Here is a 23,322-nt window from a genome sequence, read left to right as displayed (position 1 = left end):
AACGCATGAATAAAGTGAGAGCAGTGCGCCTTCCGCCATGCCAGGCACGGCACTAGGCTCCTGAGAACTTGAATATGGGAGTCGCCAAAGATGAAGTCCACGTCGAAACCGATCGGTGCCGGAACAGGTGGGGCAGGGGCCGGCAGTGCGCAACAGGGGCCGCCGGTCCGGTGGGTGCTGGCCAGCCTTTCGCTGTCCATGCTGCTGTCCTCGCTGGGCACCAGCATCGCCAACGTGGGATTGCCCACCTTCGCGCAGGCGTTCAACGCGTCCTTCCAGCAGGTCCAGTGGATCGTCCTGGCCTATCTGCTGGCCATCACCGCCCTGACCGTCAGCGCCGGCCGGCTTGGCGATGTCCTGGGCCGCCGAAGGCTGCTGCTGGCCGGCATCGTCCTGTTCACGCTGGCCTCGATCCTTTGCGGCCTGGCTCCCAATCTCTGGCTGCTGATTGCCGCCCGGGCGGTGCAGGGCCTGGGCGCGGCCATCATGATGGCCCTCTCCATGGCGCTGGTCGCCGAGACGGTTCCGAAGGCGAGGACCGGTAGCGCGATGGGCCTGCTCGGAACGATGTCCGCGATGGGCACCACCCTCGGTCCAGCACTCGGCGGATATCTGATCGCCGGACCCGGCTGGCGGGCCATCTTCCTCATCAACCTGCCGCTGGGCGTCCTGACATTCCTTCTCGCGCATCGATACCTGCCCGTGCATCGCCAAGGGGCGCAGGCGGATCGGGCGCGCTTCGACCACCTGGGCACCTTGCTGCTCGCTCTGACGCTTGTGGCCTATGCACTCGCCATGACGCTGGGGCGCGCAAGCTTCGGTTCGCTCAACGGGGCTTTGCTGTCGGCCGCGGCCTTCGGCGTCGTGCTCTTCGCGAGGGCCCAGGCGGCAGCCGCATCGCCATTGATCCGATTGGAGCGGTTCCGCGATCCGGGCTTCAGCGCGAGCCTGGCCATGAATGCGCTCGTCTCGACGGTGATGATGGCGACGCTGGTGGTCGGGCCGTTCTATCTGTCTCGCGGGCTCGGGCTTGACGAAACCACGGTCGGGCTCGTGATGTCGGTGGGCCCGTTCATCGCCATCCTGAGCGGTGTCCCGGCCGGCCGTGTCGTCGATCGCCTGGGCGCTGCCCCCATGGTCATCGCCGGACTCATCGCCATGGCGGCGGGCGCATTCGCCCTGTCCGTGCTTGCGGCGATGTTCGGTGTTGCGGGCTACGTTGCCGCCATCGCCGTCCTGACCCCTGGCTACCAGCTGTTCCAGGCCGCCAACAACACGGCCGTCATGGCCGATGTCGCTGCGGACCAGCGTGGCGTGATGTCGGGCATGCTCGGGCTGTCGCGCAACCTTGGGCTCGTCACCGGGGCATCCGTGATGGGGATGGTGTTCGCGTTCGCGTCAGGGACGGCCGACATCGCCGCGGCGCATCCCGGGGCCATTGCCCACGCGATGCGGATCACGTTCGCAGTCGCGGCAGTGCTGGTCGTGGCTGCGCTCGCGATTGCGGCTGCGATTGCGGCCGCAAGCCGCGCTCCCGCGACCGGCGCGGCTACACCACGGCAGCGCTGAACGACTCCGGCAGCCGTGCAAGCAGATGGGACAGCCGTTGAAGACCGGCGTGCAGGCGTCCACGGTCCTTGATGCTGCCCAGGGAGATGCGGATGGCATTCACGGATTCGCTGCCGGTGGCGAATGCCTGCGCGGGCGTGACGGCGATGCCCTCGCTGTCGGCGGCACGTGCCAGCTGGGCGCTAGTCCAGTACCCCGGCAGCTCCAGCCATACATGCAGGCCGTCTCCGGCGCCGCTGTACCGCCCCGCCAGGATGTCCCTGGCCATCCGGTGGCGCAGGCGCGCCTCCTTGCGCACGCCGTCCATCAATTGCCCGGCCGAACCATCGAGGATCCACTGCGTGGCCAGCGCGGCCGTCACGGGGGGGGCCATCAGCGCAAAGGACCTGAGCGCCACCAGGAAGCGCTGGCGTTCATGCGGGTCGCGCATGAGCACGAAGGCCACGCGCAGGCCGGGCGTCAGGCATTTGGACAGGGTCGAGATGTAGTACACCTGCTGCGGGGCGAATGCGGCAATGGGCGGCGGCGGGGCGTCGGCCAGCAGCCAGTAGGGGTCGTCCTCGACGATGCGCACCTGGCAGCGCCTGGCCACGCTGGCCAGCTGCTTGCGCCGGCCTTCCGACATGGTGATGGCGGTCGGGTTCTGCAGTGTCGGATTGAGGTAGACCAGCGCCGGCCTGTGCTCGCGGCAGGCCTGCTCCAGCATCTCCGGCACCATCCCCTGCCTGTCCGCCTGCACCGCCAGGATGCGCCGGCCGAACTGGGCCGCTGCGGCACGCAGGCCGGGATAGCTGGCGGGCTCCGCCAGGATCACGTCGCCCGGCGCGGTCAGCGCAAGAATCAGGGCGGCGATCGCCGCCTGCGCCCCGGGGCAGACAACGATCTGCCGGTCATCCAGACTTCCAAACATCGGCTCCAGCCATTGGGCTGCGGCCTTGCGGTCGGAGTCGCTGCCCCCGCCCAGGTGGTAGGTCATCAGCAGCTGGGCATCGGCCCTCATCAATACCTGCGACAAGCCCTGTTTGAGCATGTCGTCGAAGTCCACGCCCTCGGGCGGCGGCGGGGTGTTCATGCTCAGGTCGAGCACCGAGCTCCATTCGACCTTCGGCGCCGCGACATAGGTGCCTCGCGCGCCGCGTCCCTCCAGCAGGTGGCGCCGCCGGGCCTCGTCGTAGGCGCGGGTGATGGTCGTCAGGTCCACATCCAGCTGCGCTGCCAGCAGGCGCTGCGGAGGCAGGCGGTCACCCGGTTTCAGCGATCCGTCCGCCACCGCTGCCTGCAAGGCATCCGCAATCTGCAGAAAACGGGGGCCGCGCTGCACGGCCAGGCGCGGCAGCCAGCTTGGCAAAGAGTCATCTTGCATGGTTTTCAGCAGCGATGTTTGGGTCCATGTATGGAAATTGCTTTTGGGTAGTATGCGCCACAAGGTGTGGCAGCACCGTGCTTGCATGGCCGTCGCTGACGCTCTGCCTCTCATGTCCGGGAGGGGGGCTCCCCACCGTGGACAGTGCCAAGTCATTGGCTGGAAGTTCTCAAAATGATCGATTGGATCCCCGTAGTCTTCGTCACGTTCAAGGCGCTCGTGTTCGGCACGGCCATGTTCTTCGCCATCAAGTGGCATTACGACCAAGGCAAGAAGAAGGGGGCGGACAGGCGCGAGCTGCTCATTGCGGGCGGCAAGATCGCTGCCGTCTTCACGCTGCTGCTGCTGTGCGTGCTGGCCTTCACCTTCGGCCTTGCCAGGATGCTCGGCATGGATCTGAGCCTTCCCTGAGGGCAGGCACTGGCGGGCCTCAGTGCACGGGCCGGTTCAGCCGCCTGCTCGCCCTGGATATCGCGTAGTTCACAAGGCAGTAGAGCACCGCCACCACCAGGTACACGGGCACCAGCGCGTGGTAGTTGGCAATGAGCACCTTGGCGTTCTGCATGAGCTCGCCGTAGGTGACGATGTAGCCGAACGTGGTGTCCTTGACCACGATGACCAGTTGCGCGACCAGCGCCGGCACGATGAAGCGCACCGCCTGGGGGAAGACGACGAGCCGGAAGACCTGTACCTCGGTCAGTCCCAGGCTTCGCGCGGCATCGGTCTGGCCGCGTGGCACGGCAAGCACGCCCGCGCGGTAGACCTCGGCCACCACGGCGGCGGTGCTCAGGCCTATGGGCAGGGTCAGCATCCAGTAGGTGCTCAGCTTGATGCCGGCGGCGGGCAGCACCAGAAAGCAGACATAGATCAGCAGCAGCGTGGGCGTGCCGCGCAGGAATTCGATGACGGCGACGCTGGGCCAGCGCACGATGCGGGGCCGCGCCAGGCGCCCCGCCAGCAGCACCAGCCCCAGGGCCAGCGCAATCACGGCGGCCATGGCCGACGATGCCAGCGTGCCGAGCAGGCCCTTGGCCAGAAAGGCCCAGGTGGTTGGCCAGGCGAAGAATTCCCAGAACCGGGCCTCGAGCTGGCCTGCCGAATGAAAGCGCAGCGCGATGCCCGCGGCCAGCGCCAGCAGCAGGGCCGCCGCGATCAGGCTGGCCACCTGCGTGACCCGCCGGGCCTGCGGGCTGGGTGCGCCAAACAGAATGTCTTCCAGAGAACGGCTCATCGCAGTATCCGCAGCTTCTTTTCCAGGATGGCGCCCGCCCAGGCGATCAGCAATCCGGTGGCCACGTACATCGCGGCAGCCACGGCGAAGGCGGCCATGCCGGCAGCGGAGTCGTTGGCGATCTTGGACACGAGCGAGGTGAGTTCCCGGCCCGCCAGCGGCACCTGGGATGCCAGCGAGGTGGACAGCATCAGCGCAATGAGCAGCGACGTCATCGGCTGCACCACCGAGCGCAGCGCCTGCGGCAGCACCACGGCCGAGATGATCTGCATGGGCCGCATGCCCAGGCTGAGCGCGGCCTCGATCTGGCTGCCGGCGATGGTGTTGATGCCCGCGCGCAGATAGTCCGCCGTGAACGCGGAACACACCAGCGCCAGGGCCAGGACCACGCTGGGCTCATAGTCGATCACGACGTTGAGATCGGGCAGCGCGAACACGATGAAGATCAGCAGCGCCACGCTGGGGATGTTGCGGAAGATCTCGACGTAGCCCGTCAGCACGAAGCGCAGCGGCGGCAGCGGAAGCAACCTGAGCACCGTGACGACCACGCCCAGCAGGAAGCCGGGCAGGAACGAGAACGCGGTGAGCTTCCAGGTCAGCAAGAGGGCCTGCCAGAAGGCAGGCCCGTGGTCGGCGAGGAGTCTGGAGACGTCACCCATCGCTCAGGGCAGGGCGGGCGGCGTGGGAACGGCCGTGCTGCCGGTGCGCTGGCCGATGGAGATGGTCCACAGCTTGGCCCAGGTGCCGTCGGCTTCGATTTTCTTCAGGAAGGCATTGATGAAGGCCACGCCGTCCGAGCCCTTGGGCAGGCCGATGCCATAGGAATCCTGCGTGCCGAAGGGCGCGCCCGCCAGCCGCGCGTCGCCGGTGCCCAGGCTCAGGGTGTTGAGCAGCAGGGTGTAGTCGGTCACATAGGCGTCCACGCGGCCCTGGCGCAGGGAGTCCAGCGCTTCCTGGTGCGTCTGGAACTCCTGCACGACCGCCTTGGGCGCGTGCTGCGCCAGGATGGCGGGCCCCGTGGAGCCGGCCTGCGTGGCGACCTTCTTGCCGCCCAGATCGCTGTACGACTGCACGGTCTTGTTGCTTGCCTTGACCAGCACCCCGGCCTGCGAGGTGTAGTAGGGGCCGGCAAACGAGATCTTCTCGGCACGGGCAGGGGTGATGGAGTAGGTGGCAATCACCATGTCCGCCTGGTTGTTGATCAGCACCTGCTCGCGCGTGGACGATGTGACCTGCGCGAACTGGTACTTGGACGCATCGCCCAGGATGTAGCGCGTGAGCAGCTGGGCCAGGCCTGCGTCGAAGCCGCGGATCTTGCCGTCCTTCTCGTTGAGCAGGGAAAACAGATTGGAGGTCTGGGTGCTGCCCAGGCGCAGCGTGCCGGCCTGCTTGATCTTGCTGGCCCAGGTGCTCGATGCGATGGTCGCGGCGTCGGCGACGGGGCCTTGCGCAATCAGGGCGTCGAACGCCGCTGTGTTCAGGGGCGCGCCCTGCGCAAAGAGCGAACCGCTGCCCACGATCGCCAGTGCCACCACGGTGGATTTCAGAATGGATTGGATCGGCATGGGGTCTTCCTGCTGGGTCTGTGATGTAAATCTGGGGATGGCTGCCAGGGGCAAGGGCCGATTATGGCGACTCGCGGCCCTTGCCGCCGCACAAGGGCTCAGGCCCCGGCCACGCGCTGCCCCGGCGCAATGGTGGGGGGCGCGGCGTTGAGCGTCTCGATCGCAAAGCCGGCAGCGGCCTTGTACCGGGCCATGAAGCCCTCGCGCTCCTCGCGTGGCAGCACCTCGTCGATATGGTCGAAGACGCCGCCGCAGCGCTCGTCCACCAGCCCCAGCAGGCCGAAGGGGCCGGCCCCCCGGTTGCGCAGCACCAGCGCCGAGAGGTCCTTGCACAGCTTGTCGTCATAGGCGCGCAGCGCCTGCGGGCCCACGCCGTGGGCAAGGAACTGCGCACCCAGCACGCGCGCGTCCACGATGGCCTGGCTGGCGCCGTTGGAGCCCACCGGGTACATCACATGCGCCGCATCGCCCAGCAAGGCCACGCGGCCGTCCACCCAGGTGGGCACGGGGTCGCGGTCGATCATGGGGTACTCGAAGACATCCGTGGCGCCGCGCAGCATGGCCGGCACGTCCAGCCAGCCGTAGTCCCAGCCGTCGAAGTGGTGGATGAATTCCTCCAGCGCCACGCGCCGGTTCCAGTCGCCCTGCCGCCAGCCGCCCTGGTTGTCCACCGTGATCTCGGCGATCCAGTTGATGGTGGCCAGGCCCGTGACGGGGTCCGGCGGCGTGATGGGGTACAGCACCACGCGATGGCGCAGCGAGCCCACGCCCACGAAGGACGCGCCGGTGCGCACCGGCACCCCGGGCGTGGTGCCGCGCCACATGATGGCGCCGCCCCACTGTATGGGCGGCTGCGCGGGGTGCATCTGCGCGCGCACGGCCGAGTGCAGGCCATCGGCCGCCACCAGCAGCGAGCCCTGCACCTCCAGCCGCTGGCCATCGCGGGTGTCGATGAGGGCGGTCACGCCCTCGGCATCCTGCCGGTAGCCCACCACGCGCCGGCCCAGCTGCACGGCGTCGTCGCCCAGGCGCTGCCTGACGGCGTTGAACAGCATCATCTGCAGCTGCCCCCGGTGCACCGCGTACTGCGGCCAGCGGTAGCCGGCCTGCAGCCCGCGCGGCTCGGCATACACCTCGTTGCCGTTGCGGCCCACCAGCGCCCATTCCCGCGCCTGCAGGCCGATGGTGTCCAGCACATCGTTGCCGAAACCCAGGTCATGCAGTTCCCGCACCGCGTTCGGCTGCAGGTTGATGCCCACGCCCAGCGGCTGCAGCTGCGCCACCGACTCGAACACGATGCAGGGCACGCCGATCTGGTGCAGCGTGAGGGCAGTGGCCATGCCACCGATGCCGCCGCCGGCAATGAGCACGGGGCGGGATGGATTGTTGTGTGAAGCAGCAGCAGACATGCCGGGATTGTCCATGCAATGGCTGCGGGCGGATGTCCCATCTGCGGCGCGTGCATGGCGCAAACAATGTATGATGATCATCATGCGAAACACAAATTCCAGCGCCCGGGCTTCCGCCAAGGAGGCCACGCATGAGCGCATCGTCTCCGTGGCGGCGCGTGCCATCCGCCGCAGCGGCTATGGCGGCACCGGGGTGGCGGACATCATGAAGGAGGCGGGCCTGACGCATGGCGCCTTCTACGCCCATTTCGCCTCGCGCGATGCCATGCTGGCCGAAGCGGCGGGCAAGGCCTGCGCGGAGTCCTGCGCCGCCGTCGCCGACGTGGTGGCCAAGGCACCGCCCGGCATGGTGCTGCAGGCCATGCTGGCCGCCTATCTTTCCAAGGAACATGTCCAGCGCGCCGAGTTGGGCTGCCCCCTGGCGGCCCTGGGTTCCGAGACCTCGCGCCAGGCGCCGGAGGTGCGCCGCGTGGCCACGGGCCACATCAAGGAAATGGTCGATCTCATCGCCCGCCAATCACCGGACTGGGGACAGCCCGGTGCCCACGAGCGCGCGCTCGTCACCTTGTCCACCATGGTCGGCAGCCTGCTGCTGGCTCGGGCGGTGGACGATCCGGCCCTGTCCGACAACCTGCGCGAGGCAGCACTCAAGCACCTGGCGCCGGCCAGCCAGTGATGGCGCATGCCCTGTGCATGTGCCTGGATTTTTTTCGTCTTTACATATGATGATCATCATATAAAGGAGAGCCATGAAGGCATTCATTCTGGAAAGCTATGGAGCGAACCGCGCCTTGCAGCTGGCAGACGTACCCGAGCCGCAGCTGCGTGACGACGAAGTCCTGGTCCAGGTCCATGCCGCAGGCGTGAACCAGCTGGACTCCAAGATCAAGGATGGGCAATTCAAGCTCATCCTGCCCTATCGCCTGCCCCTGATCCTGGGCCACGACGTGGCCGGCGTGGTGGTCAAGGCCGGCCCGCGCGTGCGGCAGTTCAAGCCCGGTGACGAGGTCTATGCACGCACGGACGATTTCCGGATCGGCACGTTCGCGGAGTTCGTGCCGGTCAGGGAGTCGTCGCTGGCGCCAAAACCCAAGGGGCTCACGATGGAAGAGGCCGCCTCCATCCCCCTGGTGGGTCTGACGGCCTGGCAGGCACTGGTGGAGACAGCGAAGCTGACGAAGGGGCAAAGGGTCTTCATCCAGGCCGGCTCCGGGGGCGTGGGCACGTTCGCCATCCAGCTGGCCAGGCACCTGGGCGCCACCGTTGCCACCACCACAAGCGCTGCCAACTTCGAACTGGTCAGGAGCCTGGGTGCGGATGTCGTCATCGACTACCGCACGCAGGACTTCGAGGACGTCCTGCACGACTACGACGTGGTGCTCAACAGCCAGGACGGCAAGGCGCTTGGTAAATCCCTGCGCGTGCTCAAGGGCGGCGCCAAGCTGGTCTCCATCTCCGGCCCGCCCGATCCCGCATTTGGCAGGGCAATCGCGGTGCCCTTGTTCGTGAAGCTGGTGATGCGGCTGCTCAGCTCCGGCATCAGGCGCCGGGCGCGAAGCCGTGGCATCGACTACTCCTTTGTCTTCATGAAGGCCGACGGTGGCCAGCTGCGCGAGATCACCCGCCTCATCGAGGCGGGCGCCATCCGCCCGGTCGTGGACAAGGTCTTCGCATTCGAGTCCACCAACGAGGCCCTTGCCTATGCCGAAGCCGGCCACGCAAAGGGCAAGGTCGTCATCAAGATCCGTTGAATCTGTTTCCCCCCACCCCTGGAGTGCTCCATGAAAATTGAAAACGCTGTTGTTCTCGTCACCGGTGCCAATCGCGGCATCGGCCTGACTTTCGCACGCGAGCTGCTTGCCCGTGGCGCCCGCAAGGTCTACGCCGGCGCGCGCGACCCCGCCACCGTCACCCAGCCCGGCGTGCATGCCCTGCAGCTGGACGTGAACCGCCCGCAGGACGTGGCCGCCGCCGCAGCGCAGGCGTCGGACGTCACGCTGGTGATCAACAACGCCGGCATCGCGCAGCCCGGCGGCTTTCTGGCGCCCGACAGCGAAGAGGTCGCCAGGCGCATCTTCGAGACCAACTTCTTCGCTGTGCTGCGCATGAGCCAGGCCTTTGCGCCGGTTCTCAAGGCCAACGGCGGCGGGGCCTTGCTCAATGTGCTGTCGGTGGCCTCCTGGGTCAATGGCGGCGAACTGGCCGCCTACTCGGCCAGCAAGTCGGCCGCCTGGTCGCTCACCAACGCCCTGCGCAGCGAGCTGGCAGGGCAGAAGACACAGGTGCTGGGCCTGCACATGGCCTATGTCGATACCGACCTCACGCGCGGGCTTGACGCACCGAAGTCCAGCCCCGAGGACATCGTCAGCCGCGCGCTGGACGGACTGGAGGCCGGGCTCGATGAAGTGCTGGCCGACGAGCTCACCCAGCAGGTCAAGCGCGGCATGACGGCGGCCCGGCCAAGCTATCTGCCGCAGGGCGCCTGAGCCTGGATGACCGTCGCAGCCCGTGGCCGGACCATCAACACAGGCCGGGCCATGAAGTGCGCGCCATGGCAGATCCGCAGCCCATGGTCTGGGCCTCGGTGCCGGCGTAGTCGGCCAGCGTGTCGGCGCTGTCGCGGATGCTTTGCAGGGCGCGGGCCACCACGTCCAGGTGCCGGTGGCCCTTGGGGGTCTCCAGCCATGCCAGGGCGAGCTGGGCGATGGAGGAGATCTCTGCACAGCCTTGCTGCACGAGATGGTCCACCTGGGTGAGGGCGTTGGACAGCTGCCGGGTGCTGTGGCTGTCCGTGGTGGGGGAGGGCTGGGCGGGGTTCATGCCATGTCCCTCCGCAGTTGGCCGGGCACAAAGGCCTGGCATGAGGGAGGGGCTGCGCCAAAAGACGGCGCGCAGGCGAGAGAAACGGCGTTCATTGTTCCGTGCTCCATTGCGGATCGAATCCACAGGCCATCGCATCTGCGTTGACTGATGGATTCGGTGTACCAAGCCTCGCTTTCGGAGAGGCTGTGCCGCTATACGACGGATGTTTTGAAGCATCAGCCCCGGGACAGGGGGCCGGGGCGGATGATAGCGCGGGCGGGGAGGGGAACGCCCCTTTTTTTGGGGGGGTGAGGCTTGCGAAACGTCCAGTCAAGCGCGGCACGAACGCACAGTCAAGCCGCCAGGGCTGCGCGCCCGCAAGATGGCCGGCAGTGCGCATCCACCCGTGCCACACGCTTGCATCAACATGGCTTTCAGCGCTTGATACACAAGCGCTGAAAGCATTTTTCATGGCCGATCGCGGCTGGGTGGAACACCGCTTCACCCACCCACCCCATCGCCATGAAAACCCTTGCCCTTCGAATTGCCATGCTGCTGCTGACGGCGGCGGCTTCAGTGTCTGCTGGTGCAGTCACGGTATTCGACAACCTGGCAGCCGCCAATGACCCGTGGCTCATCCAGCACAACTCCAGCTACCACACCAAACTGTGGGTGGCCAACCGCATCCCGATTGGCAGCCAGTCGCTGCGCATCACGCAGGTGAAGATGAATCTCACCCAGATCGACCAGTTCGAGCTGCAAGTGTGCGCAACCGACGCCAGCGCCGCCACGCCGTTCGTGGACATGACGGCCTGCGCCCCCTTCACCGCCGACGCGGCCACGCCGGGCATGCGCGTGTTCACGGGCGACCGCATCGTGGCGGCGGGCGACTTTGCCTGGGTGGTGGTGCGCAGCATCGGCCAGACCATGATCCGCCGCCAGATCACCACGGCCACCAACGACGGGCTGACCTGGTATTCAGGCGCGAGCCACAACCCGGCCTGGGTGGCCGAGCCGCAGACCTCCATCGGCATGACGGTCGAAGCCGGCTCCGTGCAGCTCGATGGCGTGTGCGGCAGTGCCAGCAGCACCACGCCTCGCCGTTATCCGCCAGACGCCTTGCTGTGCAGCGTGGGCACGACCAGCGGCGTGATGGGTGAAACCTACTCCTTCTCCTGGGTGTGCCAGAGCAGCTACGGCGGCAACCCTTCGCCGCAATGCTCCGTGCCTCGCGCCTACCTCGTTACCTCCCAGGCCACGGGCGGCGGCAGCATCGAGGCGGGGCGCGATGTAGCGGCGGGGCAGCAGGCCAGCTTCACGCTCACCACGCCACCGGGCTATACGGTGCAGGTCAGTGGCTGCGGCGGATCGCTTGCGGGCAACACCTACACCACTGCGACCATTACCGGCAATTGCACCATCAGCGCCACCTTCGCCCCGCCGCCCACCAATGGCGCGTGTGGCAGCACTGCGCCTTCGCTCACCTTGCCAACCCTCTTGTGCAGCGCCGGTTCGGCCACCAACCAGTCTGCCGCGTCCGATGCCTTCCGCTGGAATTGCGCGGGCATCAGCGGCGGCACCACGGCCGCTTGCCTGGCACCGCGCCAGTACATGGTGACAGTCAACACGGATGCGGGCATCGCCAGCGCACAGTGCACCCCGAACCCCGTGACCCATGGCTCCAGCGCCACCTGCACGGCCACGGTGCACGACCCTGTCGCCCGCCCCTTCAGCGGCTGGGGCGGCGCCTGCAGCGGCACGGGGGCTTGCCAGCCCGTGGTTCTCGGGGCTACCACCGTCTCTGCCAACACGACGCTCATCACCTACGCCATCACTACCACTGCCACCACGGGCGGGAGCATGTCTTGCACGCCCAACCCCGTGCCCCACGGCCAGGCCGCTGGCTGCACTGCCACGCCGCAAACGGGCTTTCAGTTCACCGGCTGGACGGGCGATTGCGCGGGCACGGGTGCATGCCAGTTCACCAACGTGACCAGCGCGCACAGCGTGGGAGCCACCTTCGCGCCGATTACCTACGCCATCGCCACCCCTGCCGTCACCGGCGGCAGCGTGAACTGCACGGCCAACCCCGTGCCCCATGGGCAAGACACCATCTGCGTCGCCTCGCCCGCGATGGGCTACCACTTCACCCATTGGTCGGGCGATTGCGCGGGCACTGCCAGCGCGTGCATTCTCTACAACGTGACCAGCCCGCGCAGCGTGGGTGCCACATTTGTACTCAACACCTATTCCATCGGCATCGTCCCCGCCCCGGCCAACGGCACAGTCACCTGCACGCCCAACCCCGTCACCCACGGCCAGGATGCAAGCTGCACCGCCACGCCCGATGCGGGCTACCACTTCACCAGTTGGTCGGGCGATTGCACGGGCACGGGTGCATGCCAGTTCACCAGCGTGACCGCGTCGCGCACCGTCTCGGCCACCTTCACGCCCAACACCCACTCCATCGCTACCCCCGCCGCCGTCAACGGCACGGTCACCTGCACGCCCAACCCCGTCACCCACGGCCAGGACGCAAGCTGCACCGCCACGCCCAATGCGGGCTATCACTTCACCAGTTGGTCGGGCGATTGCACGGGCACGGGGGCATGCCAGCTCACCAACGTGACCAGCCCGCGCAGCGTGGGTGCCACCTTCGCGCTCAACACCTATTCCATCGGCATCGTCCCCGCCCCGGCCAACGGCACGGTCACCTGCACGCCCAACCCCGTCACCCACGGCCAGGACGCAAGCTGCACCGCCACGCCCGATGCGGGTTACCACTTCACCAGTTGGTCGGGCGATTGCACGGGCACGGGGGCATGCCAGCTCACCAACGTGACCAGCCCGCGCAGCGTGGGTGCCACCTTCGCGCTGAACACCTATCCCATCAGTATCGCCCCCGCCACCACCAACGGCACGGTCACCTGCACGCCCAACCCCGTGACCCACGGCCAGGCCGCAAGCTGCACCGCCACGCCCGATGCGGGCTATCACTTCACCAGTTGGTCAGGCGATTGCACGGGCACGGGGGCATGCCAGCTCACCAACGTGACCAGCCCGCGCAGCGTGAGTGCCACCTTCGCGCTGAACACATACCCCATCAGCATTACCCCCGCGACCACCAACGGCACAGTCACCTGCACGCCCAACCCCGTCACCCACGGCCAGGACGCAAGCTGCACCGCCACGCCTGGTAGGGGCTATCACTTCACCAGTTGGTCGGGCGATTGCGCGGGCACGGGAGCATGCCAGCTCACCAACGTGACCAGTCCGCGCAGCGTTTCGGCCACGTTCACCCACGACCCGGTCGATGCCACCTGCGGCTCAGCGGCCAACGGCGCTGTGGCCTTCAAGCCCAGCGCGAATCTGTGCGCCACGGGCACGCCAGGGACCGTGCTATCCGCTGGCGGCCAACACAAATGGCAGTGCAACGGTGAATATGGAGGTGCAGCGCAGCAGTGCAGCGCACCGTGGCAGGGTGCGGGCGGCAACGGCAATCTGGGGGCGGTGGAGGTGGACAGTGCGAACGGCTGGGAGATCAGCAGCGCCGCCTTTGCCTCCACCTTGCCCGCGCCCTTGCCGTCCCATGTGCGTGCGGTGCACGCGCCGCTGGGCCTGGTGCTGGGGCGTGTCGCTGGCAATGCAGATGCACAGGTGACCGTGCACTTCACCACACCAGTGCCGCAGGGGGCCGTTTATTACAAATACGGCCCCAGCCCCGACGGGCTGGGCTGCACCGGCGCTGCCTGCGCGCAGCCGCACTGGTATGCGCTGCCCGGCGCGCAGTTTGCGCCCGACGGCCTGAGCGTGACCTTCACCCTGGCCGATGGCGGCGTGGGCGACAGCGATTCCGTGCCCAACCAGATCACCGACCCCGGCCTGCCCGTGCTGCTGGCCCCGCAGGCCATACCCGCGCTCGGCCCCTGGGCGCTGGCACTGCTTTCGCTGCTGGCAGCGGGGCTGGTGGCGGTGCGTTGCCGAGCGTCGAGCAGTGGTTGCGCACCGCCGATCAGAAAGTGAAGCCTTGGCTTGCAGCGGCAGCAACCCCGCACTGTGGACTGCTGCCCCTTGGTTGACGCTCAGATAGACGGTCGGCAACCACCGTTTTGGTAGGCTTTGAATTTGATGGATAGACAACCAGATACAGGCATGAATTTGAAATTTAAGCGGCTCACTGAAGTTGATCCGGCTCACATTGTTTCGCTGAACAACAATCCAGATGTGCTGCGACAAATGCCGCTTGGAAGTGCGAATTTCGACCTGGCGAAAGCAAATGAATGGGCTCGGCAAAAGGATGCCCAGTGGCAGCAATACGGCTATGGGCCATGGGCGTTTGAAATTGATCAGCAATTTGCCGGCTGGGGCGGTTTGCAGTACGAGGAAGGTGATGCCGACCTCGCTTTGGTGCTTCACCCCAAATTCTGGGGAAGTGGCAAAGCCATCTATCAAGAGATAGTGAAACGTGCATTCACTGGCTTGGGGCTGAGCTCCATCACAATTTTGCTGCCACCTTCAAGAACCAGAATAAAAGGGATTCTCAAGCTGGGATTTCGGCCAGATGGCGCACTGGATATCGAGGGGACTCGCTTTTTGCGCTATCGCCTGCATGCACCCGGCAAACCCGCTTGACCAGATCTTTGGGCAGCGCGTCTTGATCCCGCGCGCTCATACCTTGGCGAGGAAGGCCGCCGCATCACCCGCTTCACACTTCCAGTCTGCGAAGACCCCAACCAGATTGCATTCCACGCAGCGGCAAGCGATGTAGTACCAGCGCACGTCGTGTGTGCCTTCGTACACGGAGACGCCGGACATCAGTTCGAACGTCTCGTTCTCGCACACGCACTCGTGTGCCTCAGGGGCGGCCTCTTCAACATGTTCCGCGCTGTCGCCCATCAGGTGTTCCTGCCCGCAGTCGGTGCAGGTGCGGATGGCCACGCCGGCTTCTTCATCCGTCTGCAGCGCAAAAGTCCGGCATCCGCAATCGCATTTGGACGAGGCAAACCGGACGGCCTCATGGCCATTCGCAATGCTGTAGCTGCGCAGCTCGGCTTGGGTGTCGCCGGACGTTGTCCCGTACCAGAACTCGCCCTTCTTCGTCAGTGCCATTGATACTGTTCCATTCTTCAAGTTGGGCCTCTCGGCAGACCTGACGCCAAGCTTTCCCGATCGTCTGGATTTTGCCTGAAGGCACGGTGAATCTTCGTCAAGGGGCCGGGCAGCTCTCAGCCTCAAGCAGCCGCACCAAATGCCGGCTCTACAGCGATGGCAGATCCTGACCGGGCGCACCGCAATCCGTGCGGGGATGTGCGTGTCAGCGTTCCCTGCGCAGCTGTCTGGCACTGGCCAACAGGAATGCGCGCGTGCCCGGCGCGCCCAGCCCATCGAGTACGCCACCATCTTGCGCGCCCATGGCCAGCCAGGCTTGCATTGCGGCCTGCGCCACCTCCAGATGAAACTCTTTCAGCAGCAGGCGGACAAGCGGTGCCCCTGCCGCAGGGTCTGCGATCTGCCCCAGCGCCATGGCTGCTGCCTGGCGGCGGCGCGCGTTGGGGCTGCTCAGTTGATCGATCAGTGCAGGCACAACCGCCTGGTCGCCCAGACTGCCCAGACGGCCCAAGGCTTCCAATATCTCTTCGGTGGCGAGGTCGGCCTGCAGCGCCCGTATCAGGTCGGGAATCGCCTCGCGCGTGGCTGCCTTCGCCAGCGTTTCGGTGATCAGCCGGGCATCAGCCGGCGATTCGGCTTGCCGCAATGCCGCAGCCAGCGCCGCGCTGGCCTCGGCGCTGGGCGTGGCTGACAGCGACAGCATGGCGGCGTCCCGCAACGGGTTGCGGCGGACCATCAGAGGCGCCAGCAAACCGGCCCCCTGGGGGGCGCGGAACTCGGCAAGCGCCATCACGTACCGGTGTCGCACGCTGTCGCCGGCTGCCTGGGCTGCAGCGATCAGCGCAGGCAATACGTCAGCCCCTTGCGCTGCCAGCGCTTTGCAGGCGTGGTGGACGTATTCGTTGCGGATGCCGGGCATCAGCCCCAGGAGCAGGGCCTGCACCTGGGGGCCGCGAAGATTCTGGCAGGCGTACGCCACGGCGCTGGCATTCCAGTGGTGGGGGTCGTCCGCCAATGCCTTCGCGAAGCCTTCGAAACCCTCTGCTGAGCCCATCAAGGCCAGCGCTTCGGCCACGCCCACGGCGTCGCCGCCGCACAGCTGGGGCAGCATGGCGCGCAGATGCTGGGCCGCTTCCTGGGGCGCGGTGCGCGCCAGCTGCAGCGCGGCGGCTCGCCGTACCTGCAGCGACGCCGTGCGCAACCCTGCGCGGGGCCACTGCGACTCGCCGGGCCCTTGCAGCTGGGCCAACACCTCGGCCAGCTCGTCGGCATCGCGCGGTGTCCTTGCCTGCTCCAGCGCGGCCATCAGTTCAGGCACGGCTTCCTGCGCCTTCAGCGGGCCCAGCGCCGGTGCTGCAACGGTCACTCCGGCACGCAGCAGTGGCGCGATCGCACGCGCGTCGCCCAACTCGCCAAGCACCTTGACCAGTGCCGTCCTCAGCTCCCGCGGCATCCCGCGGCGCGGATGTTCAAACGTCTCGATCAGCGGGACCACGGCTGCCGTATCGCCCAGGCGCCCCAGTGCGCTGATGCAGGTCCCGCGGACTCTGGCGTCCGCATCGTGGAGTCCTTCCATCAGCAGGTCCAGGCAGGCGTGTGTGGATTTCTGGACCACCGCGCTGCACAGCGTGCTGATCACCTCGCCAAAGTCTTTCTTTTTGTCGGTCTCCTCACGCCGCAGCGTGCGGATGGCCTCCAGCAGGTCGGCGATCCAGTGTTCGTCGGCGTGGCTGTGAATGGATGTCGCCGCATACTCGCGCACCGCTGCGCTGCGGTGGCCCAAGGCCTTGAACAAAGGCGCCCGGGCCTGTGGCGAGGAGATACGGCCCAGGTACATGCAGCCCGAGCAGGCTTCGTCAACGCTCTTGGACTTGGCCATGCGCAGGTACAGGGGCAGTGCCTCATTGGAGGGACGGATCAACAAGGCCTGCCTGGCCGAGTCAGCCACCTTTGCGTCTTCGTCCAGCGTCGCGCTCACCAGGAGCGCGGGAGCGCGGTCCGCCAGCTCCAGCAGTGCATTTCGGGCCAGGGGCAGCTGATTTGCCGGCGCGGACCTCATGAATGTCGTGATGGCCTCGAAAGCCACTGCGGGGGCAGCGCAGGACAGCGCTTGCAGCGCCAAGAACACATCGACGTTTTTTGTGGAGCTCTGCAGCTGCTCTGCGAGTGCCTGGCTTGGGTTGTCGTTCATAAGTACTGGAAGGGCCGGTCCGGATTGCCCTGGTTCTGCTTGTCCGAGAAGACCACCAGCACAGGCTCGTCTGGCGCGCCCTGCATCATAGGTGCCGCCCCAGGGCCGCCACTGGACAAGTCGTCCACCGGTCGACCGGCCGGGCAGGCCTTGGCATCCGGCCGCTTTTGGCCGACCCCATCCGCCCGATCACCTTGTCCCACCATCCACCCACGCCATCCCCGCCCCCCGGTTCACATGCCGCTGCCTGCCCACGACAAACTCCGAATCCAGCGTGGCCAGTGCGACGGAGATCCATGCGCCTTCTTCGTAATGCTGGCTGTGCCATGACAGCGATGAGCCGCATTGCTGGCAAAAGCAGCGCGTGATGCCGGGCGATGAGGCAAAGGAGCGCAATTGCTCCTGGCCCCGGGTGAAGACAAGGTCCTTTGCCGGCACGCTGCCGTAGGTGGCGAATGCGGCACCGTGGGCCTTCTGGCAGATGCGGCAGTGGCAGTGCGAGACGGCCCGGGGCGTGGAGCGCAGTGCATAGGCGATGGCGCCGCACAGGCAGCTGCCGGTCAGGGCAAGAGGGGGGCTATCCGGGGCGTTGCTCATGGTCGGGCGGGCACGAAAAAAGGCGCATGCCATTGTGCATGCGCCCCAATGCCGCGACAGGGATGCGCGGCAACCCCAGGAGTCATCCGTTTCGTCAGTCGCCGATGACCTGCAGCCCGCTGCCGTCCCCATGCGCCTGCAGGCACATTCTTCCGAGGTCGTTGAGAAAGCGCAGCACCGGCATCTCGCCCACGCAGGCGGGGATGGCGGCCATGATGTCGTTGTGCAGTTCCAGCAACTGGTCCGAGGCCACGAACATGGCGGCGGATTCGCCGTAGTAGTGCCGCCAGAAGTCCTGCAGCAGGCCGTGGCGGGCCTTGCCGACGACCAGGGGATAGCCGTTTTCCCAGACCTGTGCGTCCATGGAAAGGCTGGCCAGGCCAGGGTCAACGGGCCGCGCGCTGGCGGGGATCAACAGTACACGTCGCATGTCCATGCTCATTTGCGGTTTCCAGGTGCGCCAGTGGACTCGGGCAACCCGGTCCGGGAGGAGGGTGAGAGGTCCTTGCCGCAGGCGGCAGGAACCGGTTCCCACTTTATTGACGTGTGCACAACAAGAAAATTACAGCTGATTACATACGGCGAGCGATGCGCCGTGTGCCTGCCGTTCTCCGTTGCAGTTCGCCGTTCAGGCGCTGCGCGCCCCGCCCTCGATCTCGAACGCAAAGTCCCCGAAGCGCAGGCTGCCGCGCCGCCGCTCCACCAGGGCCGGCAAGGCCGCGCATTCGGGCAGGGCGCTGAGGATCTGGTGCTTGGCGCGGAAGATCTGGATGTTCACGTACGACGAATCCACGCCCAGCATGCGCGAGAGCGCATCGAGCTCTATCCAGCCCTGGCTTGCGGGGGCCAGGCCCTTGTGGGCGTCCTGCTGGCGCACGCGGGCCAGGGTGACCAGGGTGTAGTGGTGTATGCGTTCACCCAGCGCGATGGGCTTGCCGTCGCTCATGACGGTCAGGCTGGCGTGCTCCTCGTTCTGGCTGACGTGGAAGCGAAAGGACACGTCCGGCGGCTTGGGCGCATGCGGGTCGAAGCTGCTTTCCCGCGTGGATTCCAGGTCGTCGCATTGCACGAATTCCCAGCTGCCTGCCGAGGTGTGGACCATGGCGCCGTCCACCAGGGGTTCGGTGCCGTCGCCGGACTCCAGCAGCCAGCGGCCGTCTTCGAAGAAGACGTTGGCTTCGGGCTCCTGGGCGTCGGGCAGCAGGGTGCCGCGCGGGTTCAGGGCCAGGGGGGCGTCCTGGGGCAGGCCCGGGCCGGGGCTCAGGCAGGTGACGGGCGGTCCCAGGTCTTGCACGGTCCAGGCCGCTTCTGCGCCTTCGCCCATGCTGAGCCTGGCGCCCACGGTCAGTACGGTCCAGCGGCCGGCGACCAGGCGCACGCCGTTGAGCATGGTGCCGTTGCGGCTCTGGTCCACGATTTCCCAGGTCTGCCGGTTCCAGCGGAACAGGGCGTGGACCTGGGAGACGTCGGGCGCCTTCATGACGGTCTGGCAGACCGAAGGGTGGCGGCCGAAGGTATGCAGGGGCCGCAGCACGACGATGCTGCCGTCGAGTTGGTTACGAAAGAGGGCCATCGCCTCGAATTCTCCTTGGGGCTTGTGTGAACAGGGGGTGGGCTGGGGGCGCATTGGCCCGGAGCCGGCAGCCTGTTGCCAAGCCGAGAGAGTACATGCCCGCTGCGCGTTTCAGTTTGTCAAACGTACAGCGCCTGCGGATTGAACTCGGATTCCTGCAGCGGACGGCTGCGCCAGCCCAGGGCCACGGGCACGTCGCGCAGCCGTGGATTGCCCAGTTCCGGCCAGATATGGCACAGGCCCGGAACCACGACCTTGACGGTGTACAGAGGGATGTCGGGGCGCGAGTGGTCGTAGACGATGGTTTCCAGGCCCAGGCCCCGTGCGATGTCCACGCAGTGCGCAATGGCCTGGGCAATGTCCGGCGGCGCGGTGTCCGCCTGCTGCGCAGGCTGTTGCGGCGGCGCATCGGTGCCGTCCAGCGGATGCAGAAAGGCCTGCACCTGCTGCGGCACGGCAAAGCCCTTGCCCGCCGCGATCAGCTGGCTGATTTCGGTGAGGGCGCGTTCGCAGGCCAGGGCGCGGTCCAGGCTGCAGCCAAAGCCCACGGCCCAATGGCCGGTATCCGCGTGGCGGCCCACGCAGACCACGACCGGTATGCCGAAGTCATGGGTGATGTCCAGCAGCCAGTACGACCATTGCGGGCCGCAGCTGCGCGCCAGGCGCTGGCGCGTGGCTGCGGCGATGCCGTCCAGCGCGATGGCGGGCCTGCGGATCTGGCCGTACCACCAGATGGCGGCGGCGTCGCGCTCCACCAGTTCCATGAAGCCTTGGAGGATGGCTTCTTCCCGCGTGTTGCCGGCCGCGCAGCCGTTGGAGGTCCAGCCCACGTGGTGCTGGCTTTGCGCGGGCGCATGGGCCAGGCAAAAGCCCAGCGGCAGGTAGCGGCGCGCATCGGCGGTCAGGGACCAGGCGGGCGCCCAGCACAGGGGTTCGCCCTGGCCGGCGCCGGGGGCCACGGCATGCGGCGGCCTGTCGCTGGCAAAGCGGGCGGTCTGCCGGTCGCTGAAGCGGGCCAGCGCTGTGGGAGGAATGCAGGGCGCATCCAGCTGCGCGGCGGGGGCGACGACCACGGCTTCATCGCCCTGGTGGAAGGCGGCGTAGCGCTCCACGGCTTCGCACATGGCGCTGGCGCGGGCCTGCATGGCCGACAGGCCCTTGCCCAGGCACAGCTGTGTCGGGGGGGCTGCCAGGAAGCCGCTGCCAGGCGCGGGCGTTCTGAAGATTTCGCTGCGGTAGACGGTGAGCGCTTCGTCGGTCTCGGCCGTCAGCGGCGTGACCCGGGCAATCACGCCGGTCAGCGGGCTGACTTGCCGGGACAGGCGCTGCACCGTGGTCTCGGCCGGCACGCTGCGCCAGCCGCCGTCGGCGCGCGCGGCATGCGTGCCGGGAACTGGCGCAATGGGTTCGCGTTGGCGCAGTGCCATCAGCCCCGGTGTGCCGCAGTGCGGGCATTGCGGGCGGGCGGCCACCGGGTGGGGCTGGTCAGGCTCCAGCGTCCACACGTTTTGCGCCGCATCGGTGTGCGCCAGCAGGCGCTGCACCATGGGCAGCAGGGCCTGCAGCCGCGTGGCGATGAGGTCGGCGCCGGCGCGCACGGGCGGGCAGCGGCCGCTGTCGTGCGGCGGGCCACCTTGCGCGGCGCGTGCGGGATGGTTGCGTTGCCAGCGGTGCGCCAGGCAATGCCAGCAGGCCGATGCGGTGCCGGCATGGGGCGTGAACAAGGGCCCGGCCATGGCCTGCTCGCCCGCGGGCCGGACCGGCAGCCAGGGCCGGCCTGCGGCACGCTGGCCGGCGTCGATGGCGCCCAGGCGCGGGTCCAGGTAGTCGTCGCAGAAAACGATGGTGAGCGGGGCTGGTGCCTGCGTGGCCACGGCCGCAGCCCAGTGGCAGGCGGCTGTGCTGTCCAGCGCTGCAGTCAGCAGGACGATGTCGATCTGCTCCGATGCCTGCAGGTGCACGGGCGGGGCCGAGAAATCCGGTTGCAGATAACCGTGGCCGTTCAAGTCGCTGTGCAGCACCGGCTGGACCAGGCCCTGGCGCAGCAGGGCGCCCAGGGCGTGCAGCATCTGCGCAAGCGGCGCATCGGGCGCTGTGGCGCAGTGCTGCATGAGGCTGGTGCCGGCCTGCAGCGGGGCGTTGAGCGCCAGCACGGCGGCGGAGCCCAGGGCCAGGGTGTCGCGTTCGCTGGCCAGCAAAAGGCGGTCGCCCTGCTGCACGGGGGGCAGGAATTTTTCGTGCCAGCGGAAGGCGTCGGCAAACAGGTCCGGGGCCGCAGGCTCAGGCAAGGGACGGGGCTCCCAGTTCAAGGCGGACGACGGCATACGGGTGCTGGCCGGTGGTGGCGTGGAAGGCGGTCTCGAACAGCTGGTGCTGCTGCGAGAACCGGGCATACAGGTGCTCCTGCAGGCTGATGCGGATGGCGGGGTGGATGCGCTCCATCTGGGCGCCGTCCGCAAAGCCGGAGACGACGGGCAGCCGCATGCCGCCCACCTGCATGGGCAGCCGTGCAAGGGCCGGGTGCACATGGTCGAGCACCACGGTACACGGCGGGCTGCCGGGCGCGGCAAAACGCTGGGCCAACTGCTGCAGCATGGCCTCCAGCGGCGCCTGGGGAAGGTAGGGGCAGACGCCTTCGAGCAGCACCAGAACGGGCTGGTTGCCGGGCAGGGCGGCGGCGTCCAGCCAGGAGGTGTCGAGGATGGAGCAGGCAAGGCGGGTTTCGTCGCCGTCCATGTATTGATCGCGCAGCGCAATGGCGTCGGGCAGGTCCACGTTTAGCCAGCGTGCGGTGCCGGCCAGGGCCGCCAGGCGGCTGCGCCGCGTGCACAGGCCCGCGCCCAGCGCAATGCACAGGCCGGACGGATGCGCGCTCAGGAATTGCGTGGTGAGCCGGTCGAACAGCTGCGTGCGCAGCACCACGCTGCGCACAAAGGCGGGGTCGGCGGCGTGCGCCTCGCTGGCCTGGGGCAGCGCCGCCGCGATGCGGCACGCCTCGGGATCGGCAAAGGGCGGCAGGTCGTGCAGCTCCGGGGGAGCTGCCGCACCTGCAGCGCGGGCACGTGCCGCCAGCGTCAGCAGCAAGGTGGCCGTGGCCCCTTGCAGCTGCGCCGGTGCCGTATCAGCAGGTGAAGGGATAGGCGTCACCGGTGTTGTTGTAGGAGGTGAGGGCGATGGCCCACAGGTCCTGCTCGGCGGGTGCCACCGGGTAGTTCAGCACGATGCCGTTCTTGATGGCCGTGCCGTCTGCGCGCTGCAGGTTCCACTCGCCGCGCGCGGCGTCCCAGGTGAAGGCCTGTTCGGTCTCGAAGCGGACCTGGAAGTTGAACGGGTTGTTGTAGCCCAGCCATTGGCTCAGCACGGGGGCCTTGTCCTTGCCGTCGTCACGCGTCAGCTCCGCGTGGAACTCGGGCGACTGCCAGGCCAGGGCGATGGCCCGCAGCACCACGCCGCCGAAGGCCAGCAGCGAGTCCGGGCCGCCGCCGGGGATGCCCAGGCCCGTGGGCAGGGCAGCCCTGAGCATGCCGTTGTTCGGCTCCTCGAACGAGGTGCTCACGCCCATGAAGTTGGGGAACAGCTGGTAGTAGGCGGCCAGGGCCTCGGAGGCATGGGTCTGGGGCGCCTGGGGCAGGACGATGACGAATTCATCGTCGGGACCGATCCAGCCGGCCGTGAGCACGGGCTTCCATTCGGCGCGCTGGGTGGGGTCGTCGCTCAGGCGCAGCGACACATCGACCTGGGGCCACTGGGTCGGCAGGTTGAAGTCGCGGTGCAGCATGGGCTGGATGTCGCGCTGCCCCAGCAGGTCACGGCGGTAGGCGTCATCCTGCCAGGAGCGGGCGATGGCCCGCAGGTAGGCAAGGCGGAATGCGAGCAACGGTTCAGTATTCTGCAGCTGGGTGGTCATGTGACT

General features: G+C 67.5%; 21 protein-coding genes. 7 read left to right on the top strand and 14 right to left on the bottom strand.

Going from position 1 to position 23,322, the window contains the following annotated elements:
- Window positions 1-90 precede the first annotated feature (90 nt).
- Complete coding sequence (locus tag ACF8ME_RS26375; RefSeq protein ID WP_392418938.1) at window positions 91-1,569, top strand: MFS transporter; 1,479 nt, start codon at window positions 91-93, stop codon at window positions 1,567-1,569.
- On the opposite strand, the gene ACF8ME_RS26370 is transcribed toward ACF8ME_RS26375, so the two are convergent.
- Window positions 1,550-2,932 (bottom strand): PLP-dependent aminotransferase family protein, encoded by a 1,383-nt coding sequence (locus ACF8ME_RS26370; protein WP_392418935.1) that lies wholly within the window; start codon window positions 2,930-2,932, stop codon window positions 1,550-1,552. The two genes, ACF8ME_RS26375 and ACF8ME_RS26370, sit on opposite strands and share 20 nt — an antisense overlap.
- 174 nt (window positions 2,933-3,106) lie before the next feature.
- Between ACF8ME_RS26370 and ACF8ME_RS26365 the strand changes: the two genes are divergently transcribed.
- Window positions 3,107-3,343, top strand: coding sequence for a hypothetical protein (locus ACF8ME_RS26365; protein WP_016446390.1), 237 nt, complete (start codon window positions 3,107-3,109; stop codon window positions 3,341-3,343).
- Between the two features lie 19 nt (window positions 3,344-3,362).
- On the opposite strand, the gene ACF8ME_RS26360 is transcribed toward ACF8ME_RS26365, so the two are convergent.
- The 4 genes from ACF8ME_RS26360 to ACF8ME_RS26345 form a co-directional block, all read right to left on the bottom strand.
- Window positions 3,363-4,163 carry an amino acid ABC transporter permease gene (locus tag ACF8ME_RS26360; protein ID WP_016446389.1) on the bottom strand — a complete coding sequence of 267 codons (801 nt, stop codon included), beginning with the start codon at window positions 4,161-4,163 and terminating at the stop codon, window positions 3,363-3,365.
- The gene (locus tag ACF8ME_RS26355; RefSeq protein WP_046238349.1) at window positions 4,160-4,822 is read right to left on the bottom strand and encodes an amino acid ABC transporter permease; all 663 of its coding nucleotides are present in this window, start codon (window positions 4,820-4,822) and stop codon (window positions 4,160-4,162) included. Before ACF8ME_RS26355 ends, ACF8ME_RS26360 begins: the two co-directional genes overlap by 4 nt.
- Window positions 4,823-4,825: 3 nt before the next feature.
- Window positions 4,826-5,728 carry a glutamate ABC transporter substrate-binding protein gene (locus ACF8ME_RS26350; RefSeq protein ID WP_016446387.1) on the bottom strand — a complete coding sequence of 301 codons (903 nt, stop codon included), beginning with the start codon at window positions 5,726-5,728 and terminating at the stop codon, window positions 4,826-4,828.
- 98 nt (window positions 5,729-5,826) lie between these two features.
- Window positions 5,827-7,137, bottom strand: a complete 1,311-nt coding sequence (locus tag ACF8ME_RS26345; protein ID WP_392418931.1) for a flavin-dependent oxidoreductase — start codon at window positions 7,135-7,137, stop codon at window positions 5,827-5,829.
- Between the two features lie 70 nt (window positions 7,138-7,207).
- Here ACF8ME_RS26345 and ACF8ME_RS26340 point away from each other — a divergent pair, with 70 nt between their 5' ends.
- The 3 genes from ACF8ME_RS26340 to ACF8ME_RS26330 all read left to right on the top strand — a co-directional run bounded on the left by ACF8ME_RS26340 (window position 7,208) and on the right by ACF8ME_RS26330 (window position 9,623).
- Entirely contained in the window at window positions 7,208-7,813 is a 606-nt protein-coding gene (locus tag ACF8ME_RS26340; protein WP_392418929.1) for a TetR/AcrR family transcriptional regulator, read from the top strand.
- A 73-nt stretch (window positions 7,814-7,886) separates the two neighbouring features.
- Window positions 7,887-8,888 (top strand): NADP-dependent oxidoreductase, encoded by a 1,002-nt coding sequence (locus ACF8ME_RS26335; protein ID WP_392418926.1) that lies wholly within the window; start codon window positions 7,887-7,889, stop codon window positions 8,886-8,888.
- A 30-nt stretch (window positions 8,889-8,918) separates the two neighbouring features.
- On the top strand, window positions 8,919-9,623 hold the full coding sequence (locus ACF8ME_RS26330; RefSeq protein ID WP_392418924.1) for an SDR family oxidoreductase: 705 nt from the start codon (window positions 8,919-8,921) through the stop codon (window positions 9,621-9,623).
- A gap of 34 nt (window positions 9,624-9,657) precedes the next feature.
- On the opposite strand, the gene ACF8ME_RS26325 is transcribed toward ACF8ME_RS26330, so the two are convergent.
- Entirely contained in the window at window positions 9,658-9,957 is a 300-nt protein-coding gene (locus ACF8ME_RS26325; RefSeq protein WP_392418921.1) for a hypothetical protein, read from the bottom strand.
- Window positions 9,958-10,461: 504 nt separating this feature from the next.
- Between ACF8ME_RS26325 and ACF8ME_RS26320 the strand changes: the two genes are divergently transcribed.
- Window positions 10,462-13,962 (top strand): IPTL-CTERM sorting domain-containing protein, encoded by a 3,501-nt coding sequence (locus ACF8ME_RS26320; RefSeq protein ID WP_392418919.1) that lies wholly within the window; start codon window positions 10,462-10,464, stop codon window positions 13,960-13,962.
- Window positions 13,963-14,091: 129 nt separating this feature from the next.
- On the top strand, window positions 14,092-14,571 hold the full coding sequence (locus ACF8ME_RS26315; protein WP_074931903.1) for a GNAT family N-acetyltransferase: 480 nt from the start codon (window positions 14,092-14,094) through the stop codon (window positions 14,569-14,571).
- A gap of 36 nt (window positions 14,572-14,607) precedes the next feature.
- Here ACF8ME_RS26315 and ACF8ME_RS26310 read toward each other — a convergent pair whose 3' ends face one another.
- The 8 genes from ACF8ME_RS26310 to ACF8ME_RS26275 form a co-directional block, all read right to left on the bottom strand.
- Window positions 14,608-15,048, bottom strand: a complete 441-nt coding sequence (locus ACF8ME_RS26310) for a hypothetical protein (protein WP_392418916.1) — start codon at window positions 15,046-15,048, stop codon at window positions 14,608-14,610.
- A gap of 205 nt (window positions 15,049-15,253) precedes the next feature.
- The gene (locus tag ACF8ME_RS26305; RefSeq protein WP_392418914.1) at window positions 15,254-17,239 is read right to left on the bottom strand and encodes a HEAT repeat domain-containing protein; all 1,986 of its coding nucleotides are present in this window, start codon (window positions 17,237-17,239) and stop codon (window positions 15,254-15,256) included.
- A gap of 189 nt (window positions 17,240-17,428) precedes the next feature.
- Window positions 17,429-17,836: a GFA family protein gene (locus ACF8ME_RS26300; protein WP_017404804.1), complete on the bottom strand. Its 408-nt coding sequence runs from the start codon at window positions 17,834-17,836 to the stop codon at window positions 17,429-17,431.
- Window positions 17,837-17,930: 94 nt separating this feature from the next.
- On the bottom strand, window positions 17,931-18,266 hold the full coding sequence (locus ACF8ME_RS26295; RefSeq protein ID WP_223275358.1) for a hypothetical protein: 336 nt from the start codon (window positions 18,264-18,266) through the stop codon (window positions 17,931-17,933).
- Between the two features lie 198 nt (window positions 18,267-18,464).
- Window positions 18,465-19,409, bottom strand: a complete 945-nt coding sequence (locus ACF8ME_RS26290; protein ID WP_016446376.1) for an FHA domain-containing protein — start codon at window positions 19,407-19,409, stop codon at window positions 18,465-18,467.
- Between the two features lie 119 nt (window positions 19,410-19,528).
- Window positions 19,529-21,733: a TOMM precursor leader peptide-binding protein gene (locus ACF8ME_RS26285; RefSeq protein ID WP_392418910.1), complete on the bottom strand. Its 2,205-nt coding sequence runs from the start codon at window positions 21,731-21,733 to the stop codon at window positions 19,529-19,531.
- Window positions 21,690-22,556 carry a class I SAM-dependent methyltransferase gene (locus ACF8ME_RS26280; protein ID WP_223275345.1) on the bottom strand — a complete coding sequence of 289 codons (867 nt, stop codon included), beginning with the start codon at window positions 22,554-22,556 and terminating at the stop codon, window positions 21,690-21,692. The genes ACF8ME_RS26285 and ACF8ME_RS26280 overlap by 44 nt, the downstream gene beginning before the upstream one ends.
- Entirely contained in the window at window positions 22,531-23,316 is a 786-nt protein-coding gene (locus ACF8ME_RS26275) for a BMA_0021/BMA_0022 family TOMM bacteriocin (protein ID WP_016446373.1), read from the bottom strand. The genes ACF8ME_RS26280 and ACF8ME_RS26275 overlap by 26 nt, the downstream gene beginning before the upstream one ends.
- Window positions 23,317-23,322 lie beyond the last annotated feature (6 nt).

The organism is Delftia sp. WSY_7 (genome assembly GCF_043104845.1).
Lineage (GTDB): Bacteria > Pseudomonadota > Gammaproteobacteria > Burkholderiales > Burkholderiaceae_C > Comamonas > Comamonas tsuruhatensis.
Note: the sequence above shows the minus strand (reverse complement) of the source record. Positions and strands in the feature narration are given on the sequence as shown.

Excerpts from the sequence above, each read along its gene's own strand:
- ACF8ME_RS26375 (WP_392418938.1), top strand. The coding sequence starts at position 91 with ATGAAGTCCACGTCGAAACCGATCGGTGCCGGAACAGGTGGGGCAGGG.
- ACF8ME_RS26370 (WP_392418935.1), bottom strand. The coding sequence starts at position 2,932 with ATGCAAGATGACTCTTTGCCAAGCTGGCTGCCGCGCCTGGCCGTGCAG.
- ACF8ME_RS26365 (WP_016446390.1), top strand. The coding sequence starts at position 3,107 with ATGATCGATTGGATCCCCGTAGTCTTCGTCACGTTCAAGGCGCTCGTG.
- ACF8ME_RS26360 (WP_016446389.1), bottom strand. The coding sequence starts at position 4,163 with ATGAGCCGTTCTCTGGAAGACATTCTGTTTGGCGCACCCAGCCCGCAG.
- ACF8ME_RS26355 (WP_046238349.1), bottom strand. The coding sequence starts at position 4,822 with ATGGGTGACGTCTCCAGACTCCTCGCCGACCACGGGCCTGCCTTCTGG.
- ACF8ME_RS26350 (WP_016446387.1), bottom strand. The coding sequence starts at position 5,728 with ATGCCGATCCAATCCATTCTGAAATCCACCGTGGTGGCACTGGCGATC.
- ACF8ME_RS26345 (WP_392418931.1), bottom strand. The coding sequence starts at position 7,137 with ATGTCTGCTGCTGCTTCACACAACAATCCATCCCGCCCCGTGCTCATT.
- ACF8ME_RS26340 (WP_392418929.1), top strand. The coding sequence starts at position 7,208 with ATGATGATCATCATGCGAAACACAAATTCCAGCGCCCGGGCTTCCGCC.
- ACF8ME_RS26335 (WP_392418926.1), top strand. The coding sequence starts at position 7,887 with ATGAAGGCATTCATTCTGGAAAGCTATGGAGCGAACCGCGCCTTGCAG.
- ACF8ME_RS26330 (WP_392418924.1), top strand. The coding sequence starts at position 8,919 with ATGAAAATTGAAAACGCTGTTGTTCTCGTCACCGGTGCCAATCGCGGC.
- ACF8ME_RS26325 (WP_392418921.1), bottom strand. The coding sequence starts at position 9,957 with ATGAACCCCGCCCAGCCCTCCCCCACCACGGACAGCCACAGCACCCGG.
- ACF8ME_RS26320 (WP_392418919.1), top strand. The coding sequence starts at position 10,462 with ATGAAAACCCTTGCCCTTCGAATTGCCATGCTGCTGCTGACGGCGGCG.
- ACF8ME_RS26315 (WP_074931903.1), top strand. The coding sequence starts at position 14,092 with ATGAATTTGAAATTTAAGCGGCTCACTGAAGTTGATCCGGCTCACATT.
- ACF8ME_RS26310 (WP_392418916.1), bottom strand. The coding sequence starts at position 15,048 with ATGGCACTGACGAAGAAGGGCGAGTTCTGGTACGGGACAACGTCCGGC.
- ACF8ME_RS26305 (WP_392418914.1), bottom strand. The coding sequence starts at position 17,239 with ATGAACGACAACCCAAGCCAGGCACTCGCAGAGCAGCTGCAGAGCTCC.
- ACF8ME_RS26300 (WP_017404804.1), bottom strand. The coding sequence starts at position 17,836 with ATGAGCAACGCCCCGGATAGCCCCCCTCTTGCCCTGACCGGCAGCTGC.
- ACF8ME_RS26295 (WP_223275358.1), bottom strand. The coding sequence starts at position 18,266 with ATGCGACGTGTACTGTTGATCCCCGCCAGCGCGCGGCCCGTTGACCCT.
- ACF8ME_RS26290 (WP_016446376.1), bottom strand. The coding sequence starts at position 19,409 with ATGGCCCTCTTTCGTAACCAACTCGACGGCAGCATCGTCGTGCTGCGG.
- ACF8ME_RS26285 (WP_392418910.1), bottom strand. The coding sequence starts at position 21,733 with ATGCCGTCGTCCGCCTTGAACTGGGAGCCCCGTCCCTTGCCTGAGCCT.
- ACF8ME_RS26275 (WP_016446373.1), bottom strand. The coding sequence starts at position 23,316 with ATGACCACCCAGCTGCAGAATACTGAACCGTTGCTCGCATTCCGCCTT.